We start from the raw sequence: 15,163 nt of genomic DNA on the forward strand, positions 1-15,163 counted from the left end.
GGCGCAGCCTGGGGATTTGCGATGTGATGTGCGGGCGGCGTCGTTGCATTTGCCCGGCTCCAGTGGCGCATCGGCGTTGCGCAGTCCCGATCGCCAATGGCTCGCAGGTAGACAACGTCCGCGATGACGGGCCGGCTGCCTTGAGAGCGCAACTCACGGAACGCACGGCGCCAGGACCGCGCACGTGCCTCCGGCGATACACCGGCCTATACTGAAACGCCACCTCAACAGCCTGGAGGGAGAACACGATGAGCCTCGACGCCGCTGCCCGGAAACCGACCGCCGGCATTCAATGGGTCACCACGATGTACGCCAGGCTGCTGGTGGTCGGCTTTGCGTTCATCCCGGCGTACCTGATCGCCTATCTGTACAGCTTTCAAGACCCGAAACTGCTCTTCGAGGATCACGCGTTCCACGAAGCGGCCATCGCGGCGGCAACGCTAGAAGGGGTGTTCGTCACCTACGTGTGCTGGCGCTGCTACCGCTCGTCAGGCGAGCCTTTGTTACGCTGGCTCACATTGGGGTTCCTGGGTTTCTCCCTGATCTACGCCTGGCATGGTGTCTTCACCGGCATGGCGCATCACAACATCTGGCTGTTCCTGCTGTACGGACCGGCCTCGCGGCTGGTGATGGCGGTGCTGCTGTTCGTGGGGCAGCTTTCCTACAACCGGCACGCGAACAGCGAGACCGATCGCACGAACCTCGGCACGTGGCTTGGCTGGCTGGCGCTCTTCCTGCTCGTCGACGCGGGCGTGGCCTGGATCGCCTATTCGCCGATGGCGAGCAGCCCGTGGGTCCGCGTGTCGATGGAAGGCGGCGCGCTGGCCTTTTCGGCCGTCAACGTGGCGGCGCTGCTGACCCGGCGCATCCGCTCGCCCTTGATGACGGTCTACGGCATCTCGGTCACGACGTTCGCGCTGTCGTCGCTTGCGTTCATCCTGGCCCGGCCCTGGAACCACATGTGGTGGCTCGCCCATATCATCTTCGCGGCGGGCTTTTTCCTGCTCAGCTACGGCGTGGTCAAGGCCTTCCAGACGACCCGCTCCTTCTCGACGATCTACAGCCAGGAAGAACTCATGACCCGGCTGGGCGAGGCCAAGGCCCGGACCGAGGACGCGCTGCGCGAGTTGCAGGCGGCCCACCATAAGCTGGAGCATCTGGCGGCCACGGATCCGCTCACCGGCCTGGCGAACCGGCGCGAGTTCATCGGGCGGGTGGAGGCCGAGATCGCGCGCTCGCGCGGCGGACCCACGCCATTTTCCGTGCTGGCGCTCGACCTGGACCGCTTCAAGGTCATCAACGACACCTACGGCCACCAGGCCGGCGACCACGTGCTCCAGCGCTTTGCCAAGAAGTGCCTCGAGGCGATACGCCCCCACGACGGCGTCGCCCGCGTCGGCGGCGAGGAATTCATGGTGCTGCTGCCGAAAGTCCCGCTTCACGCAGCCCATGCCATTGCCGAGCAGATCCGGACGGCGATTGCCGCCTCGCCGTTTGAACTCGCGCCGGGCCACGCTGTTGGCGTGACCGTGAGTATCGGCGTGTCCGAATTCGGACGGGACGGCAGCAACATCGATGCCATCCTGCGCTCGGCGGACGAACGCCTGTACCGCGCCAAGCATGAAGGACGCAACCGCGTGATCGCCGCGTAAGGGCAGGCCGCCCGCCTGTTGCGGTCCGGCGCAAGCGCGGCGGCCTTGGCGCTCGGCGACGTGCCGGGCGCGGCGATGACCGCCCCGCGACAGCGCCGGCACCGTACCCCACCCAGGTGACGACGCGCCACCATGGCGGACCTATAACGGGGATACATGTTCAGCGCCACTACAGGAGCACCGCCATGGGCCGCCGCTATATCGATTGCCGGGCCTTCCCCAGCGACACCAACTGCTCGGTCGCCCTGTGCGCCGACACGGATGCCGAACTGCTGGAAGCCGCCGTGCAGCATGCCGTCGCCATCCATAAGCACACCGACACGCCCGAGCTGCGCGCACAGCTCAAGACGCTCTTCAAGGACGGCACGCCGCCCGTCGAACGGCCGCAAATGACCACCGCGTGACCGCCACGCGGCGGCCGCGATGACGTTGCCGCAGCCTTCCATCGTCCGCGCCTCGGGGTGGGGTTGCGTACGGTGAGTTGGGCCGCGCGGGTCAGTATTGCGGGGCGCTAGCGATGCGCGGTGGCGGCCAGCATGAGCCGCACCACATCGCACTGGCCGTGCGTGTTGGTCTTGCGGTAGACGTGCTTGAGGTGGGTGCGCACGGTATCGCGCGAGATGCCGAGCGTGCGCGCGATCAGCGCCGGGCCGGCGCCGCGCGCCAGCAGGTCGGCGACGTCGGCTTCGCGGCGGGTCAGGTGAAACATCTCGGCCAACCGCAGGCGTGCCGCCGACGCGCTCGCAGCCGTATCGGCGGCTTCGGCATGCCGATCCCGCTCCCAGCACAGCACCAGGGCCTGCGCGAGATGCGGCAGTACGTCGTCCTCGGCAACCGTGGCGGCCCGCGGCAGCGCGCCGGGCTCGGCCTGGCCGGATGTCCAGACCATGCCCTGTACTTCGGCATCGATCAACGGCCAGGACGTGACCGAGGCTTCACCGTGCGCGGCCTGCCAGAGCAGCATCGGCGCATGCGTGCCGCGCGAGGCGACCCACCGCCACCGGCCATCGTGCCGCCAGCGCACCAGTGCCATGGCATGCCCCGCGTGCCAGGCGATGCGCACGACCTCCATCACATCCGAGGCCTGCCCCGTGCAGGCGGCCGCATACAGCTGCCTGAGCAGGGTGGACAACGCGCGGGAGGCTGGGACAACGAACGGCACGATCGCATGCCGGGCGTGGCCGGCGCTGTCGGCGGCGCCCGTCTCCATATCGAGGGGATTCCCATTATAGAAAGCCCATGCGGCGGCCCGCGCTTGTCCGTTTGCCTTAGGTTTGCAGGTTTCGGGGCCTCAGGCGGCGGCGCGGCCGGCCCACCGCGCGCGCAACAGGTCGTAGGCCAGGTTGAAGCAGAAGGTGTAGGGCAGGAAGAAGAGCATGAGGCCGATATCGAGCATCAGCGCCTCCAGCAGGCTCACCCCGAGCCACGCTGCGCCGAGCGGCACCAGCAGCACGACCAGCCCGCCCTCGAACGCCACCGCGTGCGCCGCTCGCACGGCCAGCGTGCGGCGCCATCCGCAGCGGCGCTCGATGCGCTCGAACACGGCGTTGAACGCCATGTTCCAGGCCATCGCCACCAGCGCGAACAGGATCGTCAGCGCGCCCATCTGCGCCAGCGGCAGCCCCATCAGCCAGCTGAACAGCGGCGCGCAGATCAGCGTGGCGATGAGCTCGAAGGCCAGGGCGTGCAACACGCGCTCCAGCGGTTTTTTTTGCGGGACAGACTGCATGGGATCGCTCCGTCGGGTGCCGGCATTGTCATCGGCGTGGCGCCGCGGATCCAGTTCGCTATGATCGGTTTTTCCGATACATTGAAACCGATACGACTTCGGAGCCCACCGCCATGCGCCATTCACCGGAAGCCCTGCTCGCCTTTGCCGAAGCCGCCGCGCTGGGCTCGTTCTCCGCCGCCGCGCGCAAGCTGGGCAAGCGGCAGTCGACCATCAGCGAGGCCATCGGCAACCTGGAGATCGACCTGGGGCTGACGCTGTTCGACCGCGGCACCCGCCAGCCCACCCTCACCGAGGCCGGCCGCGCCATGCTCGCGCAGGTGCGGCGCGTGCTGGAGGCCGGCGAGCAGATGGACCGCCAAGCGGCCCAGCTGGCCGGCGGCCTGGAAGCACGGCTGACGCTGGTGGTCTCCGACACCTACCAGTCCGACCGCTACGAACAGACGCTGGCCGCGCTGGAGGCGCGCTTTCCCGATCTCGAGCTCGAATGCCTGATCGCCGAGCACGAAGACGTGGTCGACCTGATCCGGCAGGATCGCGCGCAGTTCGGGCTGGTGGCCTCGCAGCCCGCGTATCCGCCGGACATCGGCGCGGCGACCATCAGCGAGCCGTCGGAGATCGGCCTGTTCGTCGGCAGGCAGCATCCGCTGGCGCGCCACGGCGACGCCGAAACGCCGCACGCCGACCTGCGCGCGGCGCGCGAGCTGCGGCTCAACACCATGGTCGCCCCGGGCGGCGCGCGCACCGAGGGGCCGGATGTCGGCAGCGTGCGCCGCTGGTCGGCGCCGAGCTACATCATGCTGCTGGAGATGGCGGCGCTGGGCTACGGCTGGACCGAGCTGCCGCGCTGGATGGTGGAGCGCTTCGCGGCCGACCGGCTGCACGAAGTGCGCGCCCGCGGCTGGCCGCGCCGCGTGCCGGTGGATGCCGTGTGGTCGCGCAAGCGGCCGCTGGGCAAGGCCGGCGCGTGGCTGCTGGAGACGATGCTGGCGAACTGACAATCGGCCGGTGCGCGGGTCCAGATCGCCCGCTGCCCGATGATGCGGCGGCACGGCACGGCCGACGCGAGGCGCATCAATCGCCCGCCAGCGCCGTGGCCTCGATCTCCACGGCCAGGCCGTAGTGCAGGGTCGGCACCGGCACCACCGCGCGCGCCGGCCGCACCTCGCCGATCCATTCGCGGTACAGCGCATCGAACGCCGGCCAGTGGGTTTCCATGTCGGTCACGTACACGCGCACCTGCACGAGGCGCGTGCGGTCGGTGCCGCAAGCGGCGAGCACGGCATCGAGGTTGTCCAGCACCTGCCGCACCTGCGCCTCGAACGGCGCGTCGACCAGCTTGCGGCCATCGGGCGTGACCGGAATCTGCCCGGCCACGAACACGAACCCGTTCGCGCAGGCGGCGTGCGAGTAGTGCCCGGCCGGCGCGCGCAGGGTGGGGGCGTTGACGTAGCGGGCGCCGCTCATGCGTCCGCCTGCACGAGCCGGGCAAAGTGCTGCAGGTCCACATTGCCGCCCGAAATGATCACGCCGACGCGCTTGCCGCGCACCTCCACCCGCTGCCGCAGGGCGGCCGCCGCGGCCAGGCAGCCGGTCGGCTCCACCACGATCTTCATGCGGCCGGCGAAGAAGCGCATGGTGTCGACCAGATCGGCATCGCTCACCGTCGCGATGTCGTCGACCAGCGCACGGATCACCGCAAAAGTGTAGTGGCCCAGGTGCTGCGTCTGCGCCCCGTCGGCGATGGTGGCGGGCGTGTCGATGTGGACGATCTCGCCCTTGCGCAGGCTCTGCTGGCCGTCGTTGCCGGCCTCGGGCTCCACGCCGATGATCCGGCAGGCCGGGCTCAGCGCGCGCGCCGCCGTGGCGCAGCCCGACAGCAGACCGCCGCCGCCCAGGCAGACGAGCAGCAGATCGAGCGGACCGGTCTCTTCGATCAGTTCCTTGGCGGCCGTGCCCTGCCCGGCCATCACGTCCGGATGATCGTAGGGCGGGATCAGTGTCAGGCCGTGCTGCTCGGCCAGCCGGCGGCCGATGGCTTCGCGGTCTTCGGTATAGCGGTCGTAGAAGACCACCTCGCCGCCGTAGCCGCGCGTGGCCTCGACCTTGATCGTCGGCGCGTCCTTGGGCATCACGATCACCGCGCGCATGCCCAGCAGCCGCGCCGACAGCGCGATCGCCTGCGCATGATTGCCCGACGAGAAGGTGATGACACCGGCCTTGCGCTGCTCGGGTGTGAACTGCGACAGCGCGTTGTACGCGCCGCGGAACTTGAAGGCGCCCATGCGCTGGAAGTTCTCGCACTTGAAGAACAGCTCGGCGCCGGTCAGCGCATTCGCCGTGGTCGACGTGAGGACGGGCGTCCGGTGGACCTGGCCCTGCAGGCGGGCGTGGGCGGCGACGACATCGTCGTAGGTGATGGGCAGCGTGGTCATGGCGTGGTGGCCTCGGGGAGGTAGGTGTAGACGGTGGAGCGCGCCACGCCCAGCGTCTGCGCGACTTCGGACAGCGCGCGGCGCAGGTTCAGCAGCCCGCTGGCGGACAGTTCGCGCATGGCTTCGCGGCGCTGTTCGAGGGTCATGCCCATGGGCGTGGTGTTGCGGGCGGCGGCAAAGCGCTCCAGCGCCGTGCGCACCGCCTCCACCCCGTGCGACGCCAGGGATTCGGGCACCGGCGGCGCGGCCACGTCGGTCTGCATCAATTGCCCCAGGCCGGCCGTCACGGCGCTCAGCAGGGACACATCCATGTTCAGGCAGATCGCGGCCACGTATTCGCCACGGCTGTTCTTCAGGCCGATCGACGTGCTCTTGGCCGGCCGCCCATCCGGGAAGCGGTTGGCGTAGTTCTGGATGACTTCCGGAAAGCCCGGGTCGGCCATGCGCGCCAAGCCCAGCTCGGTAGCGGCATCGCCCACCTGCCGGCCCGACAGGTTGTTGGCGATGGCAACGACGGCGTGCTCGGGCCGCTTGAGGTCATGCAGCACGACCTCCACCAGCGGCGCCAGCGTCTTGCCGAGCGCCTCGACGATCTTCTTGCCCTCGCGCAGCAGCAGGCGGTTTTCTTCAGTGAGGTCCATGACATGACTATACGTCAATTACTGACATTTCGTCAACAACACGATCGGCGACCGGGGCCGCACCGCCGAAACGGCCGCCACCGACTGCAAATTGTTACAGAACGGTCAACAAGATGGTCACACCTCCCTGTCTGGTCAACGCCTGGAGTGTCCCGGCGTTAACCCTGCACGCACGTATCCCGTGCCTCGTTGAGGGTTCGTCATGAAACTGTCTGCGTTGATGTTCTCGATGGCTGCGCTGCTGGCGGGTTCGGCCTATGCCCAAACCCCGGCAGTGGCAACCGCGCCGGCCACCGCTTCCGGTGGCGTCCATGCGGTCTGCAAGGACGGCACACCATACAGCGGCGCGACGCTCAGGGGTGCCTGCCGCGGCCACGGCGGCGTCGACAAGAAGGCCAGCGCCGCCGATGCGGCACCCGCGGCCAATGCCCCGGCTACCTCCGCAGCCATGCCCGCCGCCGCCCCCCCGGCACCGGCCAAACCCGCCGCGCCCGCGGCCCCCATGACGCCGGCCAAGCCCGCCGCCACCGCACCCGCTGCTGCCGCGCCCATGGCCCCTGCCGCCGCTGCGACGCCCGGCGCCGCCGCCGACAAGGTCTGGGCCAACGCGTCCACCAAGGTCTACCACTGTCCCGGCGACCGCTACTACGGCAAGACCAAGCAGGGCGCCTACATGAGCGAAGCCGATGCCAAGGCCCAGGGCATGCGCCCCAGCCACGGCAAGGCCTGCGCCAAGTAAGCGCGTACCAACCGAGGAGCCGGCCGGGCCGGCTCCGTGCGCCGCCCCTCGCCATGCCGCGAGCCGCGGCGCGTCCTCCTCCCCGACGCCCCCTCCCCGCCCTTCTCATGGATTCCGCCACCGGACATCCCGCTACCGCGCTGCAACACCCCGAACATTTCGCGCCGCTCGGCACGCCGCCGCTACCGCCGCGCCAGCGCGTGCTGCGCGACGTGCTGGCCGGCCTGTCGATCGCCGGGCTGCTGCTGCCCGAAGCGGTGGCCTACGCCGGCATCGCCAACCTGCCGCCGCAGGCCGGGCTCATCGCCCTGCTGTCGGGGCTGGTCGTCTATGCGCTGATCGGCACCAGCCGCTTTGCGATCGTCTCGGCCACGTCATCGTCGGCGGCGGTGCTGGTGGCGACGGTGCTCGCCGAACCGGCCGCCGATGCCGCCGTGCTGATGGCCCTGACCGCGGCCCTGATCATCGCCACCGGCGTGCTGTTCATGCTGGCCGGCGCGGCGCGCCTCGGCGGCATGTCGGATTTCATCGCGCGGCCGGTGCTGCGCGGCTTCACCTTCGGGCTGGCGCTGACCATCGTCATCAAGCAGTTGCCGAAGATCCTCGACGTGGCCGTCCATCACAGCGATACGCCGCGCCTGGCGCTGGACCTGCTGCGCGAGGCAGGCCAGGCCAACGTCTACAGCACCGCGCTGGGCGCGATCGCCCTGGCGATGCTGTTCACACTGGGGCGCTGGGGCCGCGTGCCCTCGACGCTGGTGGTGATCGTGGCCAGCCTGGTCGCCGGGGCCTGGATCGACTGGCACCCGTACGGCATCGCCGTGGTGGGCGCGATCGACCTGCAGCACATCACGTTCGGCCTGCCCGTGCTGGAGCGCACGCAGTGGATGCAGAGCGCTGAACTGGGCTTCGCGCTGATGCTGATCCTCTACGCCGAGTCGTACGGCTCGATCCGCAACTTTGCGCTCAAGCACGGCGACCCCGTGTCCGCCAACCGCGACCTGTTCGCGCTCGGCTGCGCCAACCTGGTCTCGGGCCTGCTGCACGGCATGCCGGTCGGCGCGGGCTATTCCGCGACCTCGGCCAACGAGGCGGCCGGCGCGCAGACACGGCTGGCCGGCCTGTGCGCGGCCGCGGTGGTCGCCCTCATCGTCTGGCTGTTCCTGCCGCAGCTCTCGCGCATTCCCGAGCCGGTGCTGGCGGCCATCGTGATCTTCGCGGTCAGCCACTCGCTGCATCCGTCCGTGTTCAAGCCCTACTGGGCCTGGCGCCGGGACCGGCTGGTGGTGGTCGCGGCGCTGCTGGCCGTGCTGTTGCTGGGCGTGCTGCACGGCCTGCTGGCCGCCATCGGCGTGAGCCTGCTGCTGACGCTGCGCAAGCTGTCGGAGCCGAACGTCAGCGTGCTGGGCCGGCTGCGGGACAGCCATGATTTCGTCGATATCGCACTGCACACGGATGCCCGGCAGATCGACGGCGTGCTGATCGCGCGGCCGGAAGTGCCGCTGTTCTTCGCCAACACGGAACGGGTGCTGGGCAAGGTCCGGGCGCTGTTGGCGCAGAGCGGCCGGTCCGGCACCGACACCATCATGCTGAGCCTGGAGGAAACCCCCGATGTGGACGGCTCGGCCATCGAAGCCCTACGCATCTTTGCCGCGGAATGCGCCGCGCGCGGGCAGCGCCTGGTGCTCGTGCGCCTCAAGCCCGCCGCGCTGGCGGCGATGTCGCGCGCGACCGACGACACCTTGCGGATCGACATGCTGCGCGAGCTGAGCGTGGATGAGTGCGTGCGCTCACTGACAACCAGCCGCTGAGGGGCCGCTCAGTCGCCACCGCAGCCTCCGCCGCAGCCATCACCACAACAGCCGCCGCCGCAACCGTCCCCCTTTTTGCGGACGGGACCGAAACCCGCGATGCTGCCGTCGACGTGGCGGCTGGAAAAATCGGCGCCACAATGCACGGTCTCGCTGCCGTGCTGCCGCGTGGCGCAGTCCGGCAGATAGAAGAACCCCTTCGGGATGGCGAGCTTCGCGTCGATGGCGAACAGCCGCGGCAGGCGATCGGGCCGACGGGGGTTGATGCCTTCGTCATGACAGGCCCACGACCACGTGCGGCGCAACCCGATATTGGACGGCTTGCGGACCGGCGACAGCGCTGCCGACGGCAGGTGGTGCAGGCATTTCCCGAACGCGCGGCTGCAAAAATCACGGTACTCGCGCGTGTATAGGATGAATTCGTGCCAGAGATCGTCCACCACCCGCGACGGCATCGACACGTATCCGCAGTCGCTGCGCAGATGCACGAGAAAGAACTGCCGCAGCGCCTGCTCGACCTGCGCGCGGTCGGCCGCCGAGCGTCCGGGATGCTTGTCGGCGAAACACTCCATCAGGCCGGGAGGCCAAGCGTAAGCGCGGATGAAGGTCTCGCGCTGCGTACGCTGCCATGTGCCCCAGCGCCCCAGCACAAATAGCAACCCCACACCGGTCAGCAAGGCACTGAACCCCGTTGCGGCCGCCGGCATCCACTCTCCCTTGATCGCGTTGCTGCCGATGCCATTATGCGGGTCGGGGCACAGGCCGATATGACGATTCCGTAACACAACGCGACTTCAACGTCCGGGCGAGGACTCGGCAACCTAGCGCGCCACCACCCCCGGCCCGCGCGCGCCTTCCAGGATGATGCGCGCCAGCTTGGCGTAATCGCCGTCGAAGTGATGCCCGCCGGGCAGCTTGACCAGCTGCACCTGCTTCGGATCCAGCGACGGGCAGTTGGAATCCTTCTCGTCGCGGCCGTAGATGCACATGCCCAGGCCCGTGGGCAGCTTCTGCACCTCCGGCAGGATCAGCAGGCCCGACGCGCTGCTCGACACCCAGTTGGTCATGTGGAACTCGAAATCGGCGCGCTTGCCCAGCCCCATCATCACCGCCAGCGCGACGTGCTCGCGCGAGGCGGCCGGCAGGCGGTTGACGATGAAGGGCAGGACATCCGCGCCCTGCGAATAGCCGATCAGCAGGGCCTTCGTCTTCTTCCAGCGCGCGGCATAGAAGCGCACCAGGCGGTCCATGTCGGCCGCCGCGGAAGCGGGCGTGCGCGGCGTCCAGAAATAGCGCAGCGAATCCACGCCGACCACCGGCACGCCGGATTTCGACAGCGCGGCCGCCACCTCCTTGTCGAGCCCGGCCCAGCCGCCGTCGCCCGACAGCAGCACGGCAAACAGTTCCGACGAGGTACCGGGCTGCGCGGCCACTTCGATGACCGGCAGGTCCGATACGGCGGCGGGCGGCGGCGGGGGCGGCGGCTTGCGCTGCGCGTTGAGCTTGGCGAACGCCGCCTTGAACGGCTCGGACGCCGTCACCGGCGGCACGCCCGCGCTGCCCGGCGCGCCCGGCTGCGCGGCGGGCAGCGCCACCGACTGCGCACCGGAGATCGTCTCGATGAAGGTCTGCGTTGCGCGCGCCTCGCACAGCGGGCCGGAGCGGCGCGCAAACGGCGTGAGCGTGCCCGACTGCAGCGCCACCCACGGCGCGGAAAGCCGGGTGGCCGGCAACAGCACCACCCCGGCGTTGTCTTTCGGCTTGACGCGCTTGGCCGTGGTGCGGCTCTCGCTCATGCGGCGGCTGAAATGCACGCCCTCGCCCTTGCACAGCGGCTTGCGCAGCTCCAGCACCGGGCAGAACTCGAGCGACATGGCCGCGGCAAAGATATTGGGCCGCGCCTGCGCGATCATGGCGTAGGCCAGCGCGCCGCCTTCGTTGTCGCCGACCAGGATGGGCGGGTAGTAGCCCGGCACCTTCTCGTAGGCCTGCAGGAAGCGGCTGAAGTTTTCCAGGTCGCCGTCGGGGAAGGCGCAGTCGCCCAGGTCGGCCTCGAGGCTGGCGAACAGCGCCGGTGTCGACAGGCCGGCCACCAGCGCGCCCTGTGCCGCCAGGCTCTGCGCCATGCGCGAGGTCGCGCTCGTCCAGCCCTGGTCGCCCGACAGCATCAGGACGACCGACCGGACCTCGCCCGTGGGCTTGTAGACCGGCACGTCGCGGAAGCGGCCGTGCGTGACGAACTCCACCGCGCCGGGCGCGGCGGCCGGCGTGGCCGGCGCCACGACGGGCAGCGACAGCACGCCGCCGTTGGCGGCCTTGTTGGCGGTCACGGCCGGTGCGCTCATCTGCAGCCGGGGCGGCGCGTCGCCGGTGGTGGACACGGCCGTCACGCCGCTCGCCCCGGCCAAGCCGACCGGCGGCACCAGCACCGGGCCCTGCACCGGCGCCGGCTTGGGCGGCGCGGCGGTCGCCACCAGGGCCAATGCGCCGGGCGTCGCCGCGGCACCGGCCTGCGCCGCATGCGCCCACGGCGTTACCGCCAGGCAGGCGGCCACCATCCAGCCGAGCGCGGCACGGCGCGACCGCTGCATGGCACATTGCTCCCCTTCCCGCGCGAACACTGCGCGCGGCTTGTGCTCCGTCATTTGGAGATCACTCCCTTCAGGCCGCCACCGATCAGGGCCGCGACATCAGTCAATGTAAATAGCGGGGCCAGGCCACCGCGCGCGAGCAGGTAGCGGGGTTCCCACACCGGCTCGAACTTGTCCTTGAAATTGCGCAGCCCACGGAAATTGTAGAAGCGCGCGCCGTGGCGGAACATCATCCGTCCGAAGCGGTGCCAGCGCGGGGCCAGCTGGTGCTCGACCATGCCCGACATCGGCGCCATGCCCAGGCCGAAGCGCTGGTAGCCGGCCGTCTGGAAATGCAGGATCAGCTTGCCGAACAGGAAATCCATGGTGCCGGGCGGCACGCTGGTGCGATAGCGCATCAGGTCGACGCTGGCCTCGATGCGCAGCACATCCGGGCACATCAGCGTGGCGAAGGCCAGGATGCGGCCCTCGCGGCGCACCACCGCCACCGGCTGGCTCAGCACGTAGCGCTCTTCGAACGCGCCGAGGGAGAAGCCCTTCTCGCGCGCGTTCTGGTTGCGCAGCCATTCGTCGGAGATCTCGCGCAACTCCCGCAGCTCGGCCGGCACGCCCTCCGCCGGCACGATCTCGAACGACAGCCCCTCGCGCTCACCGCGCGTCACGCCATGGCGCAGATTGGCCCGGCGCGACCCCTTCAGGCTGAACTCGGGCAGCGCAACGTACGCTTCCTCTCCCAGCTTGTAGGCGCGCAGGCCGGCATCGAGGTATAGCGGCAGGGTCTGCGGACGGGTCTTGTAGAAGGCCGCGCGGCCGCCGTGGGCATCGGCCAGCTCGATGAAGCGCCAGATCAGTTCGGGCCAATCCTGCTGCGCGCCGACCGGATCGGACAGCGCGACCCACGAGCGCCCCTGCTTGGCGTACATGATGAAGGCGTTGCCCGACGGCGAGAACAGCAGGCTCTTGTCGCCCATCAGCGCCAGCGCGGCGTCGGCGGCGGGCTGCTTGCGGATGATCTCGGCGGCGCGCTCGAGCTCGGCCACGCTCGGGTAGGCGGTCACGCCGGGCTCGCGGCGGAACAGTTGCCACAGGCCGAAGCCCAGGCCGGTGATCGCCACCGCCATCAGCGCGCGGATGGAGCGCGGTGCATCGCCGTCAAAGGTGAACTGCCACCACAACTGGTTGGCGTAGGCGACCTCGCGGTAGGCGAAGAACAGGATCCACACGCAGGCCGCGAACACGCACGCCATGGCAATCAGCCAGCCCGGCTCCAGCCGCTGCGAGAACAGCGACGACGGCCGGTCGAACTGCCGGCGCGACAGCACCAGCAGCACCGCCAGCGTCACCAGCACCGTCATCTCCGACACGGCGATGCCCTTGGGCAGCGCCAGCACGCCGGTCAGCAGCGACAGCACCAGCGCCGCCCACCAGGCCGCATCGAGCCGGTGCAGCAGCCCGCGCGCGACGAACAGCATGATCAGCCCGGCCACGCTGCCGATCATGTGCGAGGCCTCCACCACGAACAGCGGCACATGCATGCGCAGCAGGTCTTCGGCCTCGTCGGTGGCGGGGGTCACGCCCGACACCAGCAGCATGACGCCGGCCACCATCGTCAGCGCCGCCAGCAGCCCCGGCGACAGCTTGACCGCCGACCGGGCAAAGGGCGCGCCCGCGCCCGAGCGCAGCTCGAACAGCGCCAGCATGGCGGCCGCGACCACCAGCGGCAGCAGGAAGTAGATGGCGCGGTAATACAGCAGCGCGGCCAGCACCTGCGCGGGCGAGGCTTGGCCGCTGCAGCCCAGCAGGATCACCGCCTCGAACACGCCCAGGCCGCCCGGGCTCTGGCTCAGCACGCCCAGCGTCATGGCCAGGGCGTAGAACGCCACGAAGGTCGGCAGCTCGACCACGCCCGGCGGCAGCAGCACCCACAGCGCGGCGGCGGCCGCGCTCAGGTCCGCCGCCGAGATGACGAACTGCTGCGCCGCCAGCCCCGGCGGCGGCAGGCGGATCTCCCAGCGGCCGAACAGCGTGACGTGGCGCCGCCGCAGGCACAACGCCAGCAGCACCACCACGCCGGCCAGCACCAGCAGGGCGAGCGCCTCCAGCAGCGAGGCCGGCAGATGGGTCTGCGCGGCGATGTGCGGCGCGCCCCACAGCAGGCCCACCGCACCGAAGGCCGTGGTCGACACGCCCAGCGCGCTGGCGTCGAAGGCGACCGCCGCCGTCACGCTCGCGGCATCCAGCCCGGCCGCCGTGTACAGCCGCGCGCGCACCGAGCCCGCGGTCAGCGAGCCCAGGCCGATGGTGTTGCCCAGGGCATAGGCGATGAAGGAGGTGGTGGCAACGGTGCCGGGCGGGACCCGGGCACCGACATAGCGCAGCCCGGAGGCGTCGTAGCCGGTCAGGGCGACGTAGCTCAGGGCCGTGGCCAGGATGGCGAGCCACAGCTGCCTGGCCGGCGTGGCCTGCAGCGCGGCCACCATGTCGGCGTAGTGAACGTGGTCGAGCAGCGCGTACAGGCTGTCGAACACGAGCGCCCCCAGGACCAGGACGATCCCGATCATGACCCAGGCGCCCAGGCCCAGCCCGGAATCGGACCGGGCGGCCTCGGCCGGAGCGGCAGACGGCTCGGCATCCGGCGCAGCGGTCGGGCCGCGCTGGCGTTCAGGTTTGGGACTGGCGTCGTTCGACGCGGCGTCAGGCATGGTGGAAAACGAGATCCCGCTGGCTTCGGTTACGCGCCCGATCCAGGAGCGGGCGCCGGCTGCGTGTCAGCGGAACGAGGGCGCGCGCACCTCGGCCGGGGGGCGCGCCGGATGGCCGCCCAATGCAGCCGCCCGACGCCGCTTGCGGCATCGACATCACATGATTGACCCCGACCTGCCGGCGTTGTGCCTGTTGTCGTATCGGCGGGATCGCTCCCGCCCCGGCCACGCCGTTCCCCCGCCCAGCGCGTGCGCGCATCCGCACCGCTTGTCCGGATGGCGCTCCCCTGGGGGGCCGGCGCCTCCGTTCCGTTGACATACAAACCGCTATTTTACGGTTTGGGCGCGGCCCCCGGCGCATTTGGCACCACATCGTGCTTACCCGTATCGATCGATACCGGATCGCTGGCGGGAAAGGTCTCCTCCAGGCCCTCGTCCAGCAGGGCCTCGTCATGGCTGTCGGGCACGGGCGGATGGGGGTTGGCGGGCACCGGGGTCGGCGAAACGCGGTTGTGGGGCATGGCGTTCTCCAGGCGGGTCTCTTCGCTTTCCAGAATAGGCAACGCAAGCGTGCCGCGAACCGGTTGCTGTCGAGACGTTTCGATCACACTCCTGCCACATTGGCAATGGAAGCCAATACTGCCTACTAAGCAAGTTCTCAGCAAATCACGCGCCCGCGCAACAGTGAGGTGATCCGCGAAACGCAAACGAAAGTGAAGAAGCCCGGAAAATGTCCGATTACGATACCGGTAGATCAGTACACGACACAAAAAGTGTCGCAAGATTCACAAAAAACGGATTTCGTTGCGGGGAAATGCGGCGTCCGATACAAATAGGCACGCCACTCCATTCGTAAAAGACAA

Annotated in this window: 14 protein-coding genes; 5 read left to right on the forward strand and 9 right to left on the reverse strand. The window is 69.7% G+C overall.

All coding sequences use genetic code 11. The features are described 5' to 3' along the window. Window positions 1-248 precede the first annotated feature (248 nt). A complete protein-coding gene (locus GO999_RS21465) occupies window positions 249-1,652 on the forward strand; it encodes a GGDEF domain-containing protein (RefSeq protein ID WP_019719870.1) in 1,404 nt (467 codons plus the stop codon). Between the two features lie 185 nt (window positions 1,653-1,837). Further along, a complete protein-coding gene (locus GO999_RS21470; RefSeq protein ID WP_011004758.1) occupies window positions 1,838-2,056 on the forward strand; it encodes a DUF1059 domain-containing protein in 219 nt (72 codons plus the stop codon). A gap of 107 nt (window positions 2,057-2,163) precedes the next feature. Here the strand turns inward: GO999_RS21470 and GO999_RS21475 are convergent, their stop codons facing one another. Both GO999_RS21475 and GO999_RS21480 read right to left on the reverse strand, forming a co-directional pair. Continuing rightward, on the reverse strand, window positions 2,164-2,862 hold the full coding sequence (locus tag GO999_RS21475; protein WP_020830508.1) for a helix-turn-helix transcriptional regulator: 699 nt from the start codon (window positions 2,860-2,862) through the stop codon (window positions 2,164-2,166). 81 nt (window positions 2,863-2,943) lie between these two features. Then, window positions 2,944-3,381: a multidrug/biocide efflux PACE transporter gene (locus GO999_RS21480; RefSeq protein ID WP_011004760.1), complete on the reverse strand. Its 438-nt coding sequence runs from the start codon at window positions 3,379-3,381 to the stop codon at window positions 2,944-2,946. Window positions 3,382-3,494: 113 nt separating this feature from the next. Between GO999_RS21480 and GO999_RS21485 the strand changes: the two genes are divergently transcribed. Then, window positions 3,495-4,379 carry a LysR family transcriptional regulator gene (locus GO999_RS21485; protein WP_021155502.1) on the forward strand — a complete coding sequence of 295 codons (885 nt, stop codon included), beginning with the start codon at window positions 3,495-3,497 and terminating at the stop codon, window positions 4,377-4,379. A 76-nt stretch (window positions 4,380-4,455) separates the two neighbouring features. Here GO999_RS21485 and GO999_RS21490 read toward each other — a convergent pair whose 3' ends face one another. Genes GO999_RS21490 through GO999_RS21500 form a run of 3 tightly spaced genes read right to left on the reverse strand, consistent with a single transcriptional unit; the run spans window position 4,456 to window position 6,457 of the window. After that, window positions 4,456-4,848 (reverse strand): RidA family protein, encoded by a 393-nt coding sequence (locus GO999_RS21490; protein WP_011004762.1) that lies wholly within the window; start codon window positions 4,846-4,848, stop codon window positions 4,456-4,458. Further along, the gene (locus GO999_RS21495) at window positions 4,845-5,816 is read right to left on the reverse strand and encodes a threo-3-hydroxy-L-aspartate ammonia-lyase (protein WP_016723589.1); all 972 of its coding nucleotides are present in this window, start codon (window positions 5,814-5,816) and stop codon (window positions 4,845-4,847) included. Before GO999_RS21495 ends, GO999_RS21490 begins: the two co-directional genes overlap by 4 nt. Next, the gene (locus GO999_RS21500) at window positions 5,813-6,457 is read right to left on the reverse strand and encodes a helix-turn-helix transcriptional regulator (RefSeq protein ID WP_016723590.1); all 645 of its coding nucleotides are present in this window, start codon (window positions 6,455-6,457) and stop codon (window positions 5,813-5,815) included. The genes GO999_RS21495 and GO999_RS21500 overlap by 4 nt, the downstream gene beginning before the upstream one ends. Window positions 6,458-6,659: 202 nt before the next feature. On the opposite strand from GO999_RS21500, the gene GO999_RS21505 reads away from it, so the two are divergent. Together GO999_RS21505 and GO999_RS21510 are read left to right on the forward strand one after the other, a co-directional pair. Then, window positions 6,660-7,196 (forward strand): DUF3761 domain-containing protein, encoded by a 537-nt coding sequence (locus GO999_RS21505; RefSeq protein WP_211906840.1) that lies wholly within the window; start codon window positions 6,660-6,662, stop codon window positions 7,194-7,196. Window positions 7,197-7,303: 107 nt separating this feature from the next. Then, window positions 7,304-9,007 (forward strand): SulP family inorganic anion transporter, encoded by a 1,704-nt coding sequence (locus tag GO999_RS21510; protein ID WP_020830514.1) that lies wholly within the window; start codon window positions 7,304-7,306, stop codon window positions 9,005-9,007. A gap of 8 nt (window positions 9,008-9,015) precedes the next feature. On the opposite strand, the gene GO999_RS21515 is transcribed toward GO999_RS21510, so the two are convergent. The 4 genes from GO999_RS21515 to GO999_RS21530 form a co-directional block, all read right to left on the reverse strand. Then, entirely contained in the window at window positions 9,016-9,714 is a 699-nt protein-coding gene (locus GO999_RS21515; protein WP_211906841.1) for a glycine-rich domain-containing protein, read from the reverse strand. Window positions 9,715-9,828: 114 nt separating this feature from the next. After that, entirely contained in the window at window positions 9,829-11,652 is a 1,824-nt protein-coding gene (locus GO999_RS21520; protein WP_021155598.1) for a virulence factor, read from the reverse strand. After that, window positions 11,649-14,300 carry a bifunctional lysylphosphatidylglycerol flippase/synthetase MprF gene (mprF, locus tag GO999_RS21525; RefSeq protein ID WP_165591785.1) on the reverse strand — a complete coding sequence of 884 codons (2,652 nt, stop codon included), beginning with the start codon at window positions 14,298-14,300 and terminating at the stop codon, window positions 11,649-11,651. The genes GO999_RS21520 and mprF overlap by 4 nt, the downstream gene beginning before the upstream one ends. 332 nt (window positions 14,301-14,632) lie before the next feature. Then, window positions 14,633-14,821, reverse strand: a complete 189-nt coding sequence (locus tag GO999_RS21530) for a hypothetical protein (protein ID WP_014632055.1) — start codon at window positions 14,819-14,821, stop codon at window positions 14,633-14,635. Window positions 14,822-15,163: the final 342 nt, after the last annotated feature.

Origin of the sequence: Ralstonia nicotianae, from assembly GCF_018243235.1 — a bacterium.
Classification (GTDB): Bacteria; Pseudomonadota; Gammaproteobacteria; order Burkholderiales; family Burkholderiaceae; genus Ralstonia; species Ralstonia nicotianae.

Excerpts from the sequence above, each read along its gene's own strand:
- GO999_RS21475 (WP_020830508.1), bottom strand. The coding sequence starts at position 2,862 with ATGGAGACGGGCGCCGCCGACAGCGCCGGCCACGCCCGGCATGCGATC.
- GO999_RS21480 (WP_011004760.1), bottom strand. The coding sequence starts at position 3,381 with ATGCAGTCTGTCCCGCAAAAAAAACCGCTGGAGCGCGTGTTGCACGCC.
- GO999_RS21500 (WP_016723590.1), bottom strand. The coding sequence starts at position 6,457 with ATGGACCTCACTGAAGAAAACCGCCTGCTGCTGCGCGAGGGCAAGAAG.
- GO999_RS21465 (WP_019719870.1), top strand. The coding sequence starts at position 249 with ATGAGCCTCGACGCCGCTGCCCGGAAACCGACCGCCGGCATTCAATGG.
- GO999_RS21520 (WP_021155598.1), bottom strand. The coding sequence starts at position 11,652 with ATGACGGAGCACAAGCCGCGCGCAGTGTTCGCGCGGGAAGGGGAGCAA.
- mprF (WP_165591785.1), bottom strand. The coding sequence starts at position 14,300 with ATGCCTGACGCCGCGTCGAACGACGCCAGTCCCAAACCTGAACGCCAG.
- GO999_RS21505 (WP_211906840.1), top strand. The coding sequence starts at position 6,660 with ATGAAACTGTCTGCGTTGATGTTCTCGATGGCTGCGCTGCTGGCGGGT.
- GO999_RS21470 (WP_011004758.1), top strand. The coding sequence starts at position 1,838 with ATGGGCCGCCGCTATATCGATTGCCGGGCCTTCCCCAGCGACACCAAC.
- GO999_RS21515 (WP_211906841.1), bottom strand. The coding sequence starts at position 9,714 with ATGCCGGCGGCCGCAACGGGGTTCAGTGCCTTGCTGACCGGTGTGGGG.
- GO999_RS21495 (WP_016723589.1), bottom strand. The coding sequence starts at position 5,816 with ATGACCACGCTGCCCATCACCTACGACGATGTCGTCGCCGCCCACGCC.
- GO999_RS21485 (WP_021155502.1), top strand. The coding sequence starts at position 3,495 with ATGCGCCATTCACCGGAAGCCCTGCTCGCCTTTGCCGAAGCCGCCGCG.
- GO999_RS21510 (WP_020830514.1), top strand. The coding sequence starts at position 7,304 with ATGGATTCCGCCACCGGACATCCCGCTACCGCGCTGCAACACCCCGAA.
- GO999_RS21490 (WP_011004762.1), bottom strand. The coding sequence starts at position 4,848 with ATGAGCGGCGCCCGCTACGTCAACGCCCCCACCCTGCGCGCGCCGGCC.
- GO999_RS21530 (WP_014632055.1), bottom strand. The coding sequence starts at position 14,821 with ATGCCCCACAACCGCGTTTCGCCGACCCCGGTGCCCGCCAACCCCCAT.